Source organism: Novosphingobium sp. 1529 (genome assembly GCF_040544855.1).
Taxonomy (GTDB): Bacteria; Pseudomonadota; Alphaproteobacteria; order Sphingomonadales; family Sphingomonadaceae; genus Novosphingobium; species Novosphingobium capsulatum.
Genome location: NZ_JBEPKW010000003.1, coordinates 506,059 through 525,142, shown reverse-complemented (window position 1 = coordinate 525,142; position 19,084 = coordinate 506,059). Strand labels below are relative to the sequence as shown.

Annotated in this window: 16 protein-coding genes; 12 read left to right on the top strand and 4 right to left on the bottom strand. The window is 65.1% G+C overall.

From position 1 onward, the window contains the following. Positions 1-4 precede the first annotated feature (4 nt). The 3 genes from ABIC78_RS10170 to ABIC78_RS10160 form a co-directional block, all read right to left on the bottom strand. Entirely contained in the window at positions 5-1,177 is a 1,173-nt protein-coding gene (locus ABIC78_RS10170; protein ID WP_354489414.1) for an ATP-binding protein, read from the bottom strand. Continuing rightward, the gene (locus tag ABIC78_RS10165; protein WP_082350005.1) at positions 1,174-1,872 is read right to left on the bottom strand and encodes a response regulator; all 699 of its coding nucleotides are present in this window, start codon (positions 1,870-1,872) and stop codon (positions 1,174-1,176) included. The genes ABIC78_RS10170 and ABIC78_RS10165 overlap by 4 nt, the downstream gene beginning before the upstream one ends. A gap of 94 nt (positions 1,873-1,966) precedes the next feature. After that, on the bottom strand, positions 1,967-3,217 hold the full coding sequence (locus tag ABIC78_RS10160; protein ID WP_327196008.1) for a TetR/AcrR family transcriptional regulator: 1,251 nt from the start codon (positions 3,215-3,217) through the stop codon (positions 1,967-1,969). Positions 3,218-3,452: 235 nt separating this feature from the next. Here ABIC78_RS10160 and ABIC78_RS10155 point away from each other — a divergent pair, with 235 nt between their 5' ends. The 12 genes from ABIC78_RS10155 (at position 3,453) to ABIC78_RS10100 (ending at position 17,809) form a co-directional block, all read left to right on the top strand. Beyond that, the gene (locus ABIC78_RS10155; protein ID WP_022677725.1) at positions 3,453-4,700 is read left to right on the top strand and encodes an acyl-CoA dehydrogenase family protein; all 1,248 of its coding nucleotides are present in this window, start codon (positions 3,453-3,455) and stop codon (positions 4,698-4,700) included. Beyond that, on the top strand, positions 4,697-5,713 hold the full coding sequence (locus tag ABIC78_RS10150) for a phosphotransferase family protein (protein WP_354489411.1): 1,017 nt from the start codon (positions 4,697-4,699) through the stop codon (positions 5,711-5,713). Before ABIC78_RS10155 ends, ABIC78_RS10150 begins: the two co-directional genes overlap by 4 nt. Before the next feature lie 14 nt (positions 5,714-5,727). Then, positions 5,728-6,504, top strand: coding sequence for an SDR family NAD(P)-dependent oxidoreductase (locus ABIC78_RS10145; RefSeq protein WP_022677727.1), 777 nt, complete (start codon positions 5,728-5,730; stop codon positions 6,502-6,504). After that, positions 6,501-7,298, top strand: coding sequence for an SDR family NAD(P)-dependent oxidoreductase (locus ABIC78_RS10140; RefSeq protein WP_354489409.1), 798 nt, complete (start codon positions 6,501-6,503; stop codon positions 7,296-7,298). Before ABIC78_RS10145 ends, ABIC78_RS10140 begins: the two co-directional genes overlap by 4 nt. 13 nt (positions 7,299-7,311) lie before the next feature. After that, the gene (locus tag ABIC78_RS10135; protein ID WP_354489407.1) at positions 7,312-9,345 is read left to right on the top strand and encodes a 3-hydroxyacyl-CoA dehydrogenase NAD-binding domain-containing protein; all 2,034 of its coding nucleotides are present in this window, start codon (positions 7,312-7,314) and stop codon (positions 9,343-9,345) included. 37 nt (positions 9,346-9,382) lie between these two features. After that, positions 9,383-11,035 (top strand): long-chain-fatty-acid--CoA ligase, encoded by a 1,653-nt coding sequence (locus tag ABIC78_RS10130; protein ID WP_354489405.1) that lies wholly within the window; start codon positions 9,383-9,385, stop codon positions 11,033-11,035. Between the two features lie 85 nt (positions 11,036-11,120). Continuing rightward, entirely contained in the window at positions 11,121-12,320 is a 1,200-nt protein-coding gene (locus tag ABIC78_RS10125) for an acyl-CoA dehydrogenase family protein (protein ID WP_022677731.1), read from the top strand. Between the two features lie 3 nt (positions 12,321-12,323). Further along, positions 12,324-13,442, top strand: a complete 1,119-nt coding sequence (locus ABIC78_RS10120) for an acyl-CoA dehydrogenase family protein (protein WP_354489402.1) — start codon at positions 12,324-12,326, stop codon at positions 13,440-13,442. Then, positions 13,442-15,163 carry an acyl-CoA dehydrogenase family protein gene (locus ABIC78_RS10115; protein WP_171792952.1) on the top strand — a complete coding sequence of 574 codons (1,722 nt, stop codon included), beginning with the start codon at positions 13,442-13,444 and terminating at the stop codon, positions 15,161-15,163. Before ABIC78_RS10120 ends, ABIC78_RS10115 begins: the two co-directional genes overlap by 1 nt. Then, a complete protein-coding gene (locus ABIC78_RS10110; RefSeq protein ID WP_107717763.1) occupies positions 15,160-15,612 on the top strand; it encodes a MaoC family dehydratase in 453 nt (150 codons plus the stop codon). Before ABIC78_RS10115 ends, ABIC78_RS10110 begins: the two co-directional genes overlap by 4 nt. 17 nt (positions 15,613-15,629) lie before the next feature. Beyond that, complete coding sequence (locus ABIC78_RS10105; protein WP_062786832.1) at positions 15,630-16,802, top strand: acetyl-CoA C-acyltransferase; 1,173 nt, start codon at positions 15,630-15,632, stop codon at positions 16,800-16,802. Next, entirely contained in the window at positions 16,802-17,809 is a 1,008-nt protein-coding gene (locus ABIC78_RS10100; protein ID WP_354489399.1) for an NADPH:quinone oxidoreductase family protein, read from the top strand. The genes ABIC78_RS10105 and ABIC78_RS10100 overlap by 1 nt, the downstream gene beginning before the upstream one ends. A gap of 284 nt (positions 17,810-18,093) precedes the next feature. Here the strand turns inward: ABIC78_RS10100 and ABIC78_RS10095 are convergent, their stop codons facing one another. Further along, positions 18,094-19,008 (bottom strand): sterol desaturase family protein, encoded by a 915-nt coding sequence (locus ABIC78_RS10095; RefSeq protein WP_354489397.1) that lies wholly within the window; start codon positions 19,006-19,008, stop codon positions 18,094-18,096. Positions 19,009-19,084: the final 76 nt, after the last annotated feature.

Genomic DNA, 19,084 nt, shown 5'->3' with positions numbered 1-19,084 from the left:
CGTATCAGGCTTTGCCCCGCCTTTGCTGCCGCGGCAACTGTACGTGGAACACCGCGCCACCATCCGGGCGGTCGCCTGCCAGGACTGTCCCGCCGTGCGCCTCGACAACCGCTTTCACCACTGCGAGGCCAAGGCCACTGCCTCCGTGCACCCGGCTGCGCGACGGTTCACCCCGCCAAAAGCGGCGAAAAACCTGATCGGGCTCGTGCGACGGCAGACCGGGACCACGATCGGTAATGATCAGCAAGGCGCTGGCGCCGTCAATTTTCGTTTCGACTTCGACCACCCCACCTGTTGCGGCATGCCGGCGGGCGTTGTCGACAAGCGCGAGCAGGACCTGTCCCAGCCGTTGCTCATCCATCTCGGCCAGGGTCGGCGCGAGGCGCGTTTCCAGGCGCATACCGGCCGTGGCCAGGATCGGCTCGAGGGCGTGCAGGTGCGTGGCGGCGAGCAGCGCCATATCGGCCAAACGCACATTCAGTTCGAGACGGCCGGTATTGGCCAGGCTGAGCGTCTGCAAATCCTCAACGATGCGCGCGAGCAGATCCACCTCCTGGATTAGCGCCGCGATCGCGGGACCATCGGTGGCAAACACGCCATCCAGCTGGCCTTGCAGCCGCCCGCGCAAGATCGTCAGCGGGGTGCGCAACTCGTGCGCGATGGCCGCAGAGCCTTCGCGCAGATCACGGTCATAGGCTTCCAGCGCCTCGGCCATACTGTTGAAATCAGACAGCAATTGCCGTAGCTCGCCCGCGCCAGGCGGCCCTTCGGCCGCCCGCGCCGATAGATCGCCCGAGGTGATCGCGCGCGCCGCGTGGCTCACTGCCTCGATCGGGCGGGCCAGGCGGGTGGCCAGCGCCAGGCCAACCGCGATGCCGAACATCGATGCCAGCGCAGCCAATCCGATCAGCAGCACGCTTTGTTCGTGGTCGATGGTCTGCGCGATCCGCACCCGTTCCTTGTAGAGCGCGACAGCGGCTGCCGCCGGCGGCCTTCCCCCGGCGTTGACCTCCATCAGCGTCTGGCGCGCAACCGGATCGAGTGCATTGAGCATCATCTGCTCTTGCCATCGCGCGAAGAGATTGAGCCCGACATAGCCGAACAGGATGGCCAGCAGGATGGCCAGGATCATCGCCGCCGCCAGTTGCGTGCGCAGGCGCAGCGTGCGCCACATCATCGCGCCGACAATCGATAGCCGACGCCGCGCACGCTTTCGAGCACGTCACCGGCCCCGGCCATCTCCAGCTTGCGCCGCAATTTCGACAGGTGGCTGTCGACGGTCCGTTCAAGCGCCTCTCCTTCCGGCAGGCAGGCATCGAGCAGCGCGCCGCGACCGACCACCCGCGGGCTCGCGCGGGCGAGATATTCGAGCAAGCGAAATTGCGTGATGGTCGTCTCGATCAGGCGGCGCGGCCCCTCGCCTGCGGAAACCGACACGAGATGCGCATCGCAATCGATCTCGATCACCCCGATCCGCAGCCGCTGCGGCACACTTTGCGACCTTGCCCGGCGCAGCACGGCGGCAGACCTCGCCACCAGTTCGGCCGGATTGAACGGCTTGACGACATAGTCGTCTGCCCCGATGCGCAACCCCGCGAGCCGTTCGTAATCCTCGCCCAGCGCGGTTACCATGATGATCGGCGTGTCGGAATGCGCGCGCATCCGCGCCAAGGCCTGAAACCCATCGAGCTTGGGCAGCTTAACATCGAGGATGACGAGGTCCGGGGCCAGCCGGTAGTGGTTCTGGACGCCTTCCTCCCCATCGGCGGCGCGGACCACGCGGTAGCCCTCGCGCTCGAAATAGGCCCGGATGATGTCAGCGATTTTCTGCTCGTCCTCGACGACCAGCACCAGGGGCCCGGACTCGGTCATGCAGTGTTGCCCAGCGATTGCGACATGGCCGCAGGTATTATAGCCCTGACTATATTATACAAGCCAGCCGAGCGGCGCGGAAAATGCCCTCCCCTCACTCCGGGGCGAACAAGCCGTTGCCCAATACCGACTTGTAGGCGTCCATCACCACGGCCAGCGAGCGATCCTTGCGCCACCCCTGCAGATCGTAAGCCGCGTTGATGGCCGCCAGCAGAAACTGTGCGGCAATGAACGGATCGACCAGGCGAACGGCGCCTTCGGCCATGCCCTCCACCAGTTCGCCCATCATGCCGAGCGCCGTGCGCTGGGCATAGCGCAGCGCCAGCGCGCGGACCGCAGGCGGCATCGCCTGATAGGCCGTCACGCGCAGCAGCGGGAACTCGTCGGCAAACTGCAACTGCAGCGCCGACTGCACCGTAGCGGAAAGCCGCTTCCACGCCGATGCCTGCTCGGCCCTGGCCCTGGTCTGCAAATCGGCCAGGCGACGGTGGCTGGCCCGCCAGCACGCGACGACCAGATCATCCTTGGAATCGAGATGATGGTAGAAGCTGCCCTTGGTGCGATTGAATTCCGCCATGATCCGCTTGACGGACGCGCCGCGATAGCCGGTGGCATTGATGAAACGCGTTGCCACGCGCAGGAAGCTTTCCTGGTCGCCCGCATCGGTTACCGCCCCCGGCGTGAACACGCGAACGTCCCAGGCCGTGCCGGGCGTGAGGATACCGCCGTCGAGAATCCGGAAAAAACGCTGCCGGACATTGGGCATGTCCCCGATCGCGAACTGCCCGAGCCATGTGCGCTGCCATAGCAGCGCCTCGTTGAGGATGTGCGCGCGCGCGATCAGCACGTCGCGGTGCGAGGCATCGCGGGCCGGGCCAAAGAAACTGCGGATCGCCCGCAGCGTGCCGCGATATTGCTCGATCAGCGATGATCGCGCCGGCTCGTCCATCGAGCGAATTTCGGAAAGGTTTGCCAGCGGCCGCTCCGACTGACGCAGGGTTCCCGCAAAGTGCTCGAAATGCAGTTCGACGTAGCGGGCAACGCGCGCGCGGGGCGTCGCCTCTGCCTGCGCTGCATCCACCATCGCCGCCAGCCGGCCGAGCGTGTCTTCGAACACCGCCGTCAGCAGCTGCTCCTTGCGACGGAAGTAGTAGGTCACGCTGGTCGTGCTCAGGCCCAGCTCGGTCGCCACGTCAGACAGCGTCATCCCGCGCATGCCCTTGTCGTTCAACAGCGCCGTCGCCGCATCGACGATGCGCTGCTTCTGCCTGTCAAAGCGGGTCGCGCTATCGACCAAGGCAGCGCCGGTTTCCGCGCCAGGCATGGGGGGGATGGTGTCGCACATGCATGCCTTATCGCCACTCGCGCCGCGGCTGTCGACCCACAGATTGCACCGCCCCAAACTGCGATTCGAATATCGGGTCAGTTTTGACAAAGCGACGAGCCGTGCCGATTTTACGCAATATATCTCGTTTTGCTTGTCGAGTCATGCTGGACAGGTCTGCAGAGATGCGTCATGGTCAGGCATAATTAGAACTTAGGGTATGGCCCTTGAGTCGGCCAGCCTCTGGAGAGGATCCATGAATTTCACCTTCACCGAACGTGAGCGGCACTTCCAAGGCGCGGTGCGCGATTTTATCGCTGCGCACGTCAGGCCGCAGGTCGAAGCCTATGGGGCGGAGGTGAACACCGGCGATCGCTGGACGCCATCACAAACGATCGAGGCGCTCAAGCCAAAGGCCAAGGCTGCCGGGCTGTGGAACCTGTTCATGCCGCCGGCGTCGGGCCATAGCCATGTGGACGACAGCTTCGTGTTCGAGGGAACGCAGCTCAGCAATCTTGAATATGCGCTCTGCGCCGAAGAGATGGGGCGCATTGGCTGGGCTTCGGAAGTGTTCAACTGCTCGGCGCCCGACACCGGCAACATGGAAGTGCTGCACCGCTATGGCACGCGGGCGCAGAAGGATCGCTGGCTCAAGCCGCTGATGGAGGGCACCATCCGCTCGGCGTTCCTGATGACCGAGCCCGAGGTCGCCTCGTCCGACGCGACCAACATCCGCACCTCGATCCGGCGTGACGGCGATCATTATGTGATCAACGGGCGCAAGTGGTGGTCGTCTGGCATGGGCGACCCGCGCGCCAAGCTGGCGATCGTGATGGGCAAGACCGATCCCGATGCCCCCGCGCACAGCCAGCAGGCGATGATCCTGGTCGATGTCGATACGCCCGGCGTGAAGGTCGAGAGGCTGTTGTCGGTTTATGGCTATGACCACGCCCCCCACGGCCATGCCGAGGTTACGCTGACCGACGTGCGCGTGCCGGCGGAAAACCTGCTGCTGGGCGAGGGCCGCGGCTTTGAGATTGCCCAGGGAAGGCTCGGGCCGGGCCGCATTCATCACTGCATGCGCACGATCGGCGCCGCCGAGGAGGCGCTGGAGGCCATGGCCAGGCGGCTGGTATCGCGCACCGCGTTCGGCAAGCGCCTCTCCGAACACAGTGTGTGGGAGGAACGCGTCGCCCGTGCCCGCATCGACATCGAGATGACGCGGCTGCTATGCCTCAAGGCGGCCGACATGATGGACCGCGCCGGCAACAAGGCCGCCCGCAACGAGATCGCGATGATCAAGGTGCAGGCGCCGATGATGGCCCTGAAAATCATCGACGATGCCGTGCAGGCCCATGGCGGCGCTGGCGTCTCGGGCGATTTCCAGCTGGCGGCAGACTGGGCCAACATCCGCACGCTGCGCCTTGCCGACGGCCCTGACGAGGTGCACGCCCGCGCCATCGCCCGCGCGGAACTCGGCAAATACCGTGACGCCGCGCGATGAGCGATCTCGACCAGGACAAGCTGGCGGGATGGCTGAAACAGGCCACCTCTGCCGAGCTGCGCGCGGTGGAGAAGTTTGCCGGCGGGCAGTCCAACCCCACCTACCGCATCGAAACCTCGGCCGGAAATTTCGTGCTGCGGCGCAAGCCGTTTGGCCAGTTGCTGCCGTCGGCCCATGCGGTCGACCGTGAATTTCGCCTGATCTCGGCCCTTTCCCCAACCGGATTTCCCGTGCCCCGTCCGATTGCGCTGTGCGAGGACGAGAGCGTGATCGGTGCCGCCTTCTACCTGATGGAACTGGTGGAGGGCCGCACGCTGTGGGATGGCACGCTGCCCGATATCCCCAAGCCCGATCGCCATGCCTATTACGAGGCGATGGTCGATACGCTGGCGGCGCTTCACGCGATCGATCACCAGGCCGTCGGGCTCGGTGATTTCGGACCGCCGGGCAACTATTTCGAGCGGCAGATCCAGCGCTGGACCAAGCAGTATCGCGCCGCGCAGACGGACGACATTGCCGAGGTGGACAAGCTGATCGATTGGCTGCCGCGTACAGTGCCCGCGCAGACCCGCACCGCGATCATCCACGGCGACTACCGGATCGACAACCTGATCTATGTCCCCACTGCCCCCAAGGTGGCAGCGGTGCTCGATTGGGAGCTGACCACGATCGGCGATCCGCTGGCCGACTTCACGTATTTCGCGATGAACTGGGCGATGCCGCGTGACGGGCGGTCGGGGCTCGCCGGCCTCGATCTCGCGGCCGAAGGGCTGCCCCCGCTTGGTGCCATGGTCGACCGCTATTGCGCGGCAAGCGGGCGAGACGCCTTGCCCGATCTGCATTGGTATTTTGCCTACAACCTGTTCCGCCTGGTCGGCATCGTCCAGGGCATCAAGAAGCGTCTGATCGATGGCAATGCCTCGAGCAGCAGGGCCGCAGAAGCCGTCGCCAAATTGCGGCCGCTGGCCCAGGCCGCCTGGGCACAAGCACGCCAGGCCGGCGCCACCGCATAAGGAGAGCGATAAACATGGACTTGTTCGATCTGACCGGCAAAGTCGCGATCATCACCGGATCGTCGCGCGGCATTGGCCGCGCCATCGCCGAGGCTTATGCCGATGCCGGTGCCAAGGTGGTGATCTCCAGCCGCAAGCAGCAGGCTTGCGAGGAAGTTGCCAACGCCATCAACGCCACGCATGGCGAGGAACGCGCCATCGCCATCGCTGCCAGCATCTCTGACAAGGCGATGCTGCAGGCGCTGGTCTCGGAAACGCGCCAGCGGTTCGGCAAGATCGACATCCTCGTCTGCAACGCGGCCTCCAACCCCTATTACGGGCCCATGGCGGGGATCACCGACGAGCAGTTCCGCAAGATCTTCGACAACAACGTGTTGGCCAATCACTGGCTGGTCAACATGGTCGTGCCCGAAATGATCGAGCGCGAGAACGGCGCGATCGTGATCGTCTCCTCGATCGGCGGGCTGATCGGGTCCGACGTGATCGGCGCCTACAACGTGTCCAAGGCCGCCGATTTCCAGCTGGTCCGCAACCTTGCGATCGAATTTGGCAGGCACAACGTGCGCGTCAACGCCATCGCACCCGGGGTGATCCGCACCGACTTTGCCAAGGCGCTGTGGGAAGACCCGGAGGCAGAGGCCGCGCTCAAGCGCGTCACCCCGCTCGGCCGCATTGGCGAGCCCGACGAGATCGCGGGCGCGGCGGTCTTCCTCGCTTCGAAAGCCGGCGCCTATGTCACCGGCCAGGGCATTGTCGTTGACGGTGGCACGACTATCCGGGGCGGCCTGTGAACGCGCGGTTTGCCGGCAAGAGTGTCCTCGTCACCGGCGCGGCATCGGGAATTGGCCGCGCCGCGGCCATCCTGTTTGCCGAACAAGGCGCAAGGGTTTTGGCGGTCGACCTTTCCGATGGCGTGGAAGCGACGGCTGCCGCCCATTCCGCGATTACCGCGATGCGCGGGGACGCGGGCAATGAAGGCGATGTCATCGCGATGATCGCCGCCGCAATCCAGACGCATGGCGGAATCGATGTGATCTTTGCCAACGCCGGGATCAGCGGCGGCATGGCCGGCATCTTCGACCAGTCGGCGGAGGATTGGCAGGCCCTGCTGCAGGTCAACCTGATCGGTCCGTTCCTTGCGATCAAGCATGGCGCCAAGGCCATGCTCGATGCCGGAACCGCCGGTGCGATCATCTGTACCGCCTCGGTCGCAGGGCTGCGGGCCGGCGCGGGTGGCCCGGCATACTCCGCATCCAAGGCGGGGGTGATCAATCTTGTGCAGACCGCGGCACAGCAGCTCAGCGGATCGGGCATTCGCGTCAATGCGGTGTGCCCTGGCCTGATCGAGACGGGCATGACCCAGTCATTCTACGAACGCGCCCGTGCCAAGGGCAAAAGCGACCAGCTGGGCCAACTAAACCCGCTCAAGCGCGGCGGCCAGCCCATCGAGATCGCCACCGCGGTCGCATTCCTCGCGTCCGACGAGGCCAGCTACGTCAACGGCCATGCCCTGGTCGTCGATGCCGGCCTCTCCTCCTCCCATCCCTTCGCCCGGCCGCGCGGCCTGGGCGAGACGTCCTTCTGACGAGAGATATCCCATGATCGAGACCAAGCTTCACGACGACGTCCTCGAGATTGTCATGGCCAACCCGCCGGTCAATGCACTGGGGGCGCAGGTCCGCCAGGGGCTGGCCAAGGCGCTGGCCGATGCGCAGGGCGATCCGGCGATCAAGGCGATCGTCATTCGCGGCGCCGGCAAGATGTTCTCGGGTGGCGCCGACATTACCGAGTTTGGCAAGCCGCCGGTCGATCCTTGGCTGCCGCAGGTGGTCGATGCGATCGAGGCGAGCGCCAAGCCGGTGGTCGCCGCCATTCATGGCATGGCGCTGGGCGGCGGGCTGGAGGTGGCGCTGGGCGCGCATTACCGGATCGCCAGCCCCAAGGCCAGGCTGGGCCTGCCCGAAGTCTCGCTTGGCATCCTGCCCGGTGCCGGTGGCACGCAACGGCTGCCGCGCCTCGTCGGCGTGGAAACCGCGCTTGGCATGATTGTCTCGGGTACGCCGATCGCGGCGAGCAAGGCGGCGCAGGCCGGGCTCGTCGACAAACTGGCCGAAAGTGACGAAAGCCTTGCCGCCGAGGCGATCGCCTATGCCCGCACGCTCACTGCGCCCCGCCGCACCGGCGATCGTTCGGTTTCGGCCGATCCGGCAGTGTTTGAACAGTTTGCGGCCCAAAATGCCCGCAAGATCAAGGGCCTCGACGCGCCCCAAGCCTGCATCGCGGCGGTGAAGGCGGCAACCGAACTGCCGCTCGACCAAGGGCAGGAAAAGGAACGCGCGCTGTTCCAGCAACTCGTCGCCGGCGAGCAGTCCAAGGCGCTGCGCCACGTCTTCTTCGCCGAGCGCGCCGCGGCCAAGATTGATGGCCTGCCCAAGGATATCCAGCTCCGCCCGATCACCAAGGTCGGCGTGATCGGCGCGGGCACGATGGGCGGCGGCATCTCGATGAATTTCCTCTCGGCGAATATCCCGGTAACCATGGTCGAGATGGCGCAGGATGCGCTGGACCGTGGCATCGGCGTCATGCGCAAGAACTATGAGGCGACTGCCGCCAAGGGCAGGCTCACCGCCGAGCAGGTCGAAAAGGCGATGGGCCTGATCACCCCGACGCTCGACTTTTCAGCGCTTGCCGACTGCGACCTCATCATCGAGGCGGTCTATGAAAACATGGACGTGAAGAAGGAGATTTTTGCCAGGCTCGACGGCATCGCCAAGCCGGGCGCGATGCTTGCGTCCAATACCTCCTATCTCTCGATCGACGAAATCGCGGCGGCAACCACGCGCCCGCAGGACGTGCTTGGCCTCCATTTCTTCTCGCCCGCCAACGTGATGAAGCTGGTCGAGGTGGTACGCGGCGCCAAAACCGCGCCCGATGCGCTGGCCACCGGCATGGATATCGCGCGCAAAATCGGCAAGGTGCCGGTTGTGGCCGGGGTCTGCTATGGCTTCATCGGCAATCGCATGCTGATCCCGCGCCAGGCCAACGCCAACGCGCTGCTGCTGGAAGGCGCCACGCCGGAACAGGTCGATCGCGTGCATACCGACTTCGGCATGCCGATGGGGCCGTTCCAGATGGCTGACCTCGCCGGCGTCGATATCGGCTGGCATCGCGATCCCAGCCGCATCGAAAGCCTTCAGGACGCGCTGTGCGCCGAGGGCCGCTGGGGCCAGAAGAAGCAGGCCGGCTTCTACGATTACGACGAAAAGCGGCGGCCGACGCCATCGCCTGTCGTCGCGACGATCATCGATGATTTCCGCGCCAGGGCTGGCATCGTCCCGCGCGATATTTCCGACGAGGAAATCATGGTGCGCACGCTGTACTCGATGGTCAACGAAGGCGCCAAGATCCTGGAAGAAGGCATCGCCCAACGCGCTTCGGACATCGATGTCGTGTGGAACTATGGCTATGGTTGGCCGCGTCACAAGGGCGGGCCGATGTTCTGGGCAGACACGGTCGGATTGGACAAGATCGCGCAGGCCCTGACACGCTACCAACAAGCGCTGGGCGCCGAATTCACGCTCTCGCCGCTGCTGCTGGACTGCGCCGCGCAAGGCAAGCCGCTCGACCGATAAGCGACGCACAAAAAAGACAAGACAAGAGGAGAGCATCATGCCGCTACGCTTCGCTGAACCGGCGACCGAGGCCTATCGCTTCCCGCTGACCATCCGCCACCTGCTCGATAGTGCCCTGACCACGGCGAGCGACCGGCGGATCGTCTATCGCGACCAGGGCAGCTGGACCTATCGCGAGTTTGCCGGGCGGGTCGGCCGGCTCGCCTCGCTGCTGGCGGACCTGGGTGCCGAGCAGGGGATGACGATCGCGGTGATGGACTGGGACAGCCACCGCTATCTCGAGGCCTATTTCGCCGTTCCGATGATGGGCGCTGTGCTGCAGACGGTGAACGTGCGTCTGCCCGCGCCGCAGGTTGCCTACACGCTGAACCACGCCAAGGCGGAGATCCTGCTCGTCCACCATGATTTCTTTCCGCTGGTTGAAGCCGTGCTGCCATCGCTGCCCGGCGTAAAGGCAGTGGTCGCCATCATGGATGGCACGCAAGGCGCGCTGCCGGCCTTTGCCAAGGGCGAGTACGAAGCGCTGTCGGCCGCAGCCTCGCCGGATTATCCGTTCGAGGACTTCGACGAAAACGCCGTTGCCACCACCTTTTACACCACCGGCACCACCGGCAATCCCAAGGGCGTGTGCTTTACCCACCGCCAGTTGGTCCTCCACACGCTGGCGTGCAACGCGCCGTTCGGCGCGGCCGACGGCACCGGCTTTGCCTACAAAGACGTCTACATGCCGCTGACGCCGATGTTCCACGTCCATGCCTGGGGCGTGCCCTATGTCGCGACGATGCTGGGCATGACGCAAGTCTATCCGGGTCGGTACGAGCCCGAGATGCTGTGCCGGCTGCACGCGCAGCACAAGGTGACCTATTCGCACTGCGTGCCGACCATCCTGCGGATGCTGCTCGATGCGGCCGAAAAGACCGGCACCGATGTCAGCGGCTGGACGATCACCGTGGGCGGATCGGCATTGTCGCCGCAACTCTGCGCCGAAGGGCGCCGCAAGGGCATGCGTCTGATCGCGGGGTACGGCATGTCGGAAACCGGGCCGCTGGTCTCGGTCGCGCGTATCCGCCCCGGCACCGAAGGCGATGACGCGGCAGAAATCCAGGCATTGACCGCAACGGTCCCGGCCCCGATGATTTCTGCGCGGATCGTTGATGATGACATGAATGATTTGCCGCATGACGGCCAGACGCGCGGCGAACTGGTGCTGCGCGCGCCCTGGCTTACCCCCTGCTACACCGGCGATGCCAAGGCCTCGGAAACGTTGTGGCACGGCGGCTGGATGCACACGCAGGACATCGCGACGATCGATCCCGATGGCTACATCCGCATCCGCGACCGGCTGAAGGACGTGATCAAGACCGGCGGGGAATGGATCGATTCCATCCAGCTGGAGGAACTCGTCGCCACTGCCGAAGGTGTGGTGGAAGTGGCAGTGGTGGCCATGCCAGACGCCAAATGGGGCGAGCGGCCCTTGGCGGTCGTGGTCGTACGGCCCGGCGCCGCGCTGACGCTCGAAACGCTCAACGCGCCGATCGAGGCAGCGATCAGCCAAGGCACCATCACCCGCTATGCCAAGCTGGAGCGCTTTGCCGTGGTCGAGGGCTTGCCCCGCACCAGCGTCGGCAAGATCGACAAGAAGCTCATCCGCGCCACCCATGCCGATAACGCCCAGGCGGGCGTGGCCTGATGCCCTGCTCCGCTTGTCGCGGCGGCCTCCGCCCTGCCCCTGCCCCCCGCCAGCCGCATGGCGGCCTGTTTGAAAGGTTGATCTGATGGATCTCCACTTCTCGCCCGAGGAAATGGCTTTCCGTGAGGAAGTCAGGGCTTTCCTGAAGGATCGGCTGCCCACGCGCATCGCCGAAAAGGTGCGCACCAGCAAGCGGCTCACCAAGCAGGACATGGTCGAATGGCACGCCATCCTCAACGAGCGCGGCTGGTATGCCAACCACTGGCCCAAGGAATATGGCGGCCCCGGCTGGTCGGTGGCGCAAGCGGCGATCTTCGACATCGAAAGCGCGCTGGCCCACGCACCGCGCATCGTCCCGTTTGGCGTTTCGATGCTTGGCCCGGTGCTGATCAAATATGGGTCGCAGGCGCAAAAGGATCATTGGCTGCCGCGTATCCTCGACGGTACCGACTGGTGGTGCCAAGGCTATTCCGAACCTGGCGCCGGCTCTGACCTTGCCAGCCTGAAAACCAGCGCGGTGCGCGATGGCGACCATTACGTCGTCAACGGCCAGAAGACCTGGACCACGCTTGGCCAGTATGCCGACATGATTTTCTGCCTGGTGCGCACCTCGACCGAGGGCAAGAAGCAGGAGGGCATCTCGTTCCTGCTGATCGACATGAAAACGCCTGGCGTCGAAGTTCGCCCGATCATCCTGCTCGACGGCGAGCACGAGGTGAACGAGGTGTTCTTCACCGATGTGCGCGTGCCGGCGGAAAACCTGGTTGGCGAGGAAAACAAGGGCTGGACCTATGCCAAATACCTGCTGACTTACGAGCGCGCGGGCCTGGCCGGGGTTGGCGGCTCGATGGCGGCGTTCAACCACCTCAAGGAAATCGCGCAGAGTCAGCGCAAGGGGGGCCGGCCGCTCGCGGAAGACCCGTTGTTCGCCGCGCGTCTCGCCCGGCTGGAAATCAACCTCGAGAACCTCAAGCTCACCAACCTGCGCGTGCTGGCCGCTTCGGGAAGCGGCGGGTCGGCGCCGCTGGAAATGAGCGCGATGCTCAAGATCTGCGGCACCGAGATCCGCCAGGAGATCACCAGCCTCACCCGGCGCGCGCTGGGGCCATACGCCCAGCCCTTTGTCAGCGAGGCGCTGGACGAGGGCTTCAACGGCGCGCCGATTGGGCCGGACTATGCCGCGCCAGTAGCGGTGGACTATTTCAACAACCGCAAGCTCTCGATCTTCGGCGGCTCCAACGAAGTGCAGCGCGAGATCATCACCAAAGCCCTGTTGGAGCTCTGAGCCATGTATTTCCACCACAGCGAAGATCGGCAGATGCTGGCCGACATGCTCGGCCGCTACCTCCAGCAGCGTTACCCGTTCGACATCCGCAACAAGATCAGCGCGTCGCCCGAAGGCTGGTCACGCACACATTGGGCGGAACTGGCGGAACTGGGTGTCGTGGGTGCCCTGTTCGGCGAGGAAGCGGGCGGCTTTGGCGGCACCGGCTTTGACATTGCGGCCGTGTTCGAAGGATTGGGCAAGGCACTCGTGGTCGAGCCGTTCCTTGGCACGCTGATCGCCGGCCAGGCACTGGCCAAGGCAGCGGGCGGGCAGGACGCGCTGCTGGCCGAGGTGCTGGCCGAGGTGATCGCCGGGACCACCCTGCTCGCCTTTGCGCATGAAGAGCCGCAGAGCCGGTACGATCTCCACGACGTCGAAACCCATGCTTTGCCCAACAGCGAGGGCTGGGCGCTCCATGGTCGCAAGGCGGTTGTCCCGCAGATCGAGGCGGCCGATCGCATTCTCGTTTCGGCGCGGATCGCCGGCGCACCGGGCGATGAAGCCGGCATCGGCCTGTTCCTTCTCGACAAGGCGGCCGCCCAGGTGCGCGGCTATCCCATGGTCGATGGTGGGCGCGGCGGCGAGCTGGTCCTCGATAATACGCCTGCCACGCTGGTGGCCGAGGACGGCTACCCCCTCATCGAGCAGGCGATCGCCGCCGGCATCGTCGCGCTTGCCTGGGAGGCCGTCGCGGTGATGGACGTGCTCAAGACCGCAACGCTCGATTACCTGCGCACGCGCAGGCAGTTCGGCGTGCCGATCGGCAAGTTCCAGGCGCTGCAACACCGCATGGCCACCGTGGCGCTGGAGATCGAGCTGGCGCGCTCTGCCGCGATCAGTGCCGCCGATGCGCTGGGCCAGGATCGGCGCACCCGCGAGCGTGCCGTCTCCGCCGCCAAGTACACGATCGGCCGCGTCGGCACGCTGGTGGCCGAGGAAGCCATCCAGATGCACGGCGGCATCGGCATGACGTGGGAGCTGCCACTCTCGCACTACGCCAAGCGGCTGACGATGATTGGCCACCAGCTCGGCGACGAAGACCATCATCTTGGCCGCTTCATCGCGTTGGGGCACGCCTGATGAGCAGCGACGCATTGCCCTCGGCTGCACTGCTTGCCTTCCAGCTGGGCGACTGGCTGGATGCACTGGGCGGGGATGACCATGGCACGTTCCTCGCCATGCTGGAAATGGCGCACAAGCTCGCGGCAGACGAATTCATGCCGCACTATCGCCAGGCCGACCTCCAGGAACCAACGCTCGATACCGATGGCGTGCATATTCTGCCCGCGATCAAGCAGGCCCTGGCCCGCTATGCCGAACTCGGCCTGTTCGGCATCAGCTTCCCCGAAGAGCTGGGCGGGCTCGGTCTTCCCACGACAACGTCGCTGGCGCTGTACGCGGTCTTTGCCGCAGCCAATGTGTCGACCTCTGCCTATCCGATGCTGACGACGGCCAATGCCCGTCTCATCACCGCGTTCGGCACGCCCGTGCAAATCACGCGGTTCGCGCGGCCGCAGATCGCAGGGCGCTGGTTTGGCACGATGTGCTTGTCAGAGCCGCAAGCCGGTTCGAGCCTGGGCGATATCCGCACCCGCGCCACCCCCGATGGCGAGGACGAGCACGGCGCCCGGTATCGGATCACCGGCAACAAGATGTGGATTTCGGGCGGTGACCAGGATGTGAGCGAGAATATCGTCCACCTCGTCCTCGCCAAGATCACCGACGAAAATGGCGCGCTTCCGGCCGGATCGAAGGGCATCTCGCTGTTCATCGTGCCCAAATGGCTTGCGGATAGATCGCCCAACGATGTCGTCGTGGCCGGGCTCAACCACAAGATGGGCTTTCGCGGCACGTCCAACTGCCTGCTCAATTTCGGGGAGCGCGAGGGCGCGATCGGATGGCGCGTCGGCGCGCCGGGCCAGGGGCTGGCCCAGATGTTCATGATGATGAACGAGGCCCGGATCGGGGTTGGCATGGGCGCGGCCGCCCTGGCCTATCGCGGGTATCGCCAATCGCTGCGCTATGCGCGCGAACGGGTGCAAGGCCGCGCTGTCGGCACCAAGGGCGGCGATCCGCTGCCGATTATCGACCATCCCGACGTTCGCGGCATGATCCTGCGGCAAAAGGTCTATGCCGAGGGTGCGATCGCGCTCTGCCTCTATTGCGCGCACCTTGTCGATCAGGCGAGCGAGGATGCAGAGGCGCTGCTCGCGCTGCTCACCCCGGTGGCCAAGACGTGGTCGTCCGAGTTCGGTCTCGCCGCCAACGACCTCGCCATCCAGGTTCTGGGCGGATACGGCTACACGCGCGATTTCGATGTCGAGCAGCTCTACCGCGACAACCGCCTCAACCCGATCCACGAAGGCACCACGGGCATCCAGGCGATCGACCTGCTGGGACGCAAGATCCTGTTTTCCGACGGGCGCGGCCTTGCCATGCTGCGCGACAGGATCACCGCCACGGCGGTATGCGCGGATAGCGCCCTGGCCGGTTGCGCCACTGCCCTGACTGCCTTCTGGGACCGACTGGCACAGACCATTGCCGGGCTGCAGAAGCGCAGCGGCGCTGACACCTTTGACGATGCGACGCTGTTTCTGCGCGCCTTCGGCCACGGTGTCGTGATGTGGTTGTGGTTGGACCAGGCCGGGAAGGCCGCCGTCGATAGTCCGCTGCGCCCCGGCATCCTCGCTGCGTGCCGTTTCATGGCCGAAACCGAACTGCCACAGGGGCTGGCGTGGCTCCGCGTGGTCGACACGCACAGCGATCTGGTGCGCAACCTGCCGGAAGAGGCATTCGCATGACCGATTTTACCGCTGCCATCCAGGCAGAGATCGGCATCACCCGCCATTCGGACTGGGTCATCGTCGATCAGAAGATGATCGATCTCTTCGCCGACGCGACGCACGACCACCAGTTCATCCACGTCGATCCGGCGCGCGCGGCGCAAACGCCGTTCGGCGGCACGATCGCGCACGGCTTCCTCACCCTGTCATTGCTCGCCTGGCTCGATGGCTCGATCACGCGCCCCGCCATGCCGCCTGTCAAGATGGGCGTGAACTATGGGCTGGACCGCGTGCGGTTCATCTCGCCGGTTCGCTCTGGCAGCCGGATTCGCCTGGCGTCGACACTTGTCGACATCACCGAGAAGGCGCCCGGCCGCTTTCAGCAGACACTCGATGTCTCGATCGAGATCGAGGGGCACGCCAAGCCTGCTCTTGCCGCCATGTGGCTCACCCAATTCACGATTTGAAAAATCAGGAGATTCTCGTGCGCGAAGCCGTCATCGTTTCCACCGCCCGTACGCCGATCGGCCGCGCCTATCGCGGCGCGTTCAACGCCACCCCCTCCCCCACGCTCGCCGCGCATGCGATCCGCAGCGCCGTCGAGCGGGCCGGAGTGGACCCGGCCGAAATTGACGATTGCATCATCGGCTCTGCCTTGCCGCAGGGCGTGCAGCACACGATCGGGCGCACCGCCGCCTTGCGCGCTGGCCTGCCGGTAACGGTCTCGGGCCTCACCATCGACCGGCAATGCTCCTCCGGGCTCATGGCGATCGCCACGGCTGCCAAGCAGGTCATCGTCGATCGCATGGACGTGGTCGTTGCCGGCGGCGTTGAATCCATTTCTCTGGTGCAGACGCCGCAAATGCGGGTGGAACCCGATCGCGCGCTGCTCGCGATGGTACCAGACATCTACATGCCGATGCTTCAGACCGCCGAGATTGTCGCCAAGCGCTATGGCATCTCGCGCGCCGCGCAGGATGCCTATGCGTTGCGCTCGCAGCAACAGACGGCCAGGGCCCAGGCCGCCGGGGCCTTTGACCAGGAAATCGTACCCGTAACCGCGACGATGGCTGTTGCCGACAAGGCCACCGGCGAAATTTCGCACCGCGACGTCACGCTGACCAAGGACGAGGGCAATCGCCCGGAGACCACGGCAGACGGGCTCGCCGCGCTCAAGCCGGTGGTCGAAGGCGGCGTCATCACCGCGGGCAATGCATCGCAACTGTCCGATGGTGCTTCGGCCTGCGTGGTCATGGAAGCCAGGCTGGCTGCCGATCGCGGGCTCACGCCGCTCGGCCGCTATGTCGGCATGGCAATGGCCGGCACAGAGCCCGATGAAATGGGCATCGGCCCCGTCTTTGCAGTGCCCAAGCTGCTCGAACGGTTCGGCCTTGGCATGGACGACATCGGGCTGTGGGAGCTTAACGAAGCCTTTGCCGTGCAGGTGCTGTATTGCCGCGACACGCTGGGCATTCCCGATGACCGGCTCAACGTCAATGGCGGCGCCATCTCGATCGGCCATCCCTATGGCATGTCGGGCGCACGCATGGTCGGTCACGCGTTGATCGAGGGCAAGCGGCGCGGTGCGCGGCACGTTGTCGTGACGATGTGCGTGGGCGGCGGCATGGGCGCGGCCGGCCTGTTCGAGGTGCTGTGATGAAGGCGCTAATCTCGCGCGCGCCCGGCGGCCCTGAAACGCTGGAACTGGCCGAGCTGCCAACACCGCAGCCCGGTCGATCGGAACTGCGGATCCGCGTCATCGCCTGCGCCATCAACTATCCCGATGTGCTCATCATCGAGGACAAGTACCAGTTCAAGCCAACCCGCCCCTTCGCACCGGGATCGGAGGTTTGCGGTGTCGTCGATGCGCTGGGCGAGGGCGTGGAGGATTGGGCGATCGGCGATCGGTTGATCGCGATCACGCTTGGGGGCGGGCTGGCCGAACAGGTCATCGTTCCCGCCGCCTCGGCCATCCGCCTGCCCGACGGCGCAGATCCGGTCGAAGGCGCCGCGCTCGTGTTCACCTATGGCACCACGATCCACGCGCTGAAGGATCGCGGGCAACTCAAGGCTGGTGAAACGCTGCTGGTCCTGGGCGCGGCGGGCGGCATCGGCCTGTCTGCGATCGAGATCGGCAAGGCGCTTGGCGCCACGGTCGTCGCCGCCGTTTCCAGCGCGGAAAAGGCCGCCGCCGCGCGCCAGGCCGGGGCCGACAGCACGGTGATCTATCCATCAGGCCCCTTGGACAAGGCCGCGTCCAGGGCGCTGGCCGAAACGTTCAAGGCGGCCGTGGGCCCACACGGCGCGCATGTGATCTACGATCCCGTGGGTGGCGACTATGCCGAGCCGGCGCTCCGCAGCATTGCCTGGGAAGGTCGCTACCTCGTCACCGGCTTCCCGGCGGGGATACCGCATTTGCCGCTCAACCTGACGCTGTTGAAAGCCTGCGACGTGCGCGGCGTTTTCTGGGGCGGCTTCGTTTCCCGCGAACCGGAACGCCATCGCGCCCATGTGCGCGAACTGCTGCACTGGTGGCAGAACGGACAGATCAAGCCACGGATCGACCGCGTCTTCCCCCTCGCCGAAGGCGGCGCCGCGATCGCGCGGCTGGCCAACCGTTCGGCCATCGGCAAGGTCGTCGTGAGACTGTCGCAGGACGACTAGGGTCTGTGGACGAATGCGATGCCCGGAAACGCCAGTTGCGGCCATGCTGGCGTTTTGCACAACGCAGAACAGCTGGCCCCCGGATCAAGTCCGGGGTCCAGCTTGATAACTTGCACCTCGGCTGCCGTCATCGCGCATGCGGCAGCCAGCCGCCACTTTCGGTCGTTCCCGAAGCGCTGGATTTGTCCACGCGGGCTGGGCGCCGCGCCGGGGTTGCCCCGCCAGTGAGACTTCTCGCTGCTGCTGCTGCCTTCCGTCGGGCAAGCAGCAGCGAGCAGTATCGATCAGGCTTGGCCCGCCGGCTGGCCGGCTGGAACTTCGGCCACCTTGGCGTCCTTGAACAGGGCGTCATACTTGGTTTCTAGGTTCTTGAACTCGGTCCCGCAGATTTTGTCCCACCAGCGGAAATACAATCCATAGTTTCCGCGGACCATCTGGTGATGCATGTAGTGATGCATCGCGGTGTTCTTCCACTTCAGCACCGGAACCTTGAGCCACCAGGACGGATAGACTTCATAACCAAGGTGGCCGATCACGTTCAACGCCAGCTGGCCCAGCCCCCAGACCACCGGGATCGAAACGTGCCACGGCAAGAGGAGAAACAGGGGGAGCATGGCCACCGCCGCGCCTGCTTCGCCCAGCGCCTCCAGCGGGTGGAAGTGGAACGCCGAGTAAGGCGTCGGGTCGGTGCTCTCGTGGTGAACCTTGTGCACCCGATCATAAAGCTTCGGGTGGTGCATGATGCGATGCATCCAATAGAAATACGCATCGTGGATCACGAACACAAAGAACAGGATCATCGCGTAATAGGCCCACCCGTGGGTGGCGATGTCGCTATAGCTGTTTTTTTCCGATGCCGGGACGAGAAACGCCGTCCAGATATCGACAGCAATGAAAATCACCTGCGTGCAGGTGCTGAACAGCGCCTCGCGAAACACCTGGCTGGGCTTGGGCCAAGGCTTGCGCGACAGCTTGCGTTTCTTCAGGGGCTTGTCGAGCAGCACCCAGAACACCACGAAGAAGGTAGTCGCAAAGGCGATGTACTTCGCGGTTTCACTAAAAAAGATCTGCACCTGCTCGTTGGCTTCCGAGCCGAGCAGGGGATTGATGACGCTGGCCAGCAAGGCTGCGCCGGCGCCGCCCAATCCGATCCAGATCGGCGTGCGTGTCGACTTTATCGGGCCTTCTCTTGTCGCCATGGGATTTCCTCGCGTTGAGCCGGCCCGCCGTACCGAGCTTCAATGGAGGAAATGTGGAGGGAAGTTGGAGCGCGCG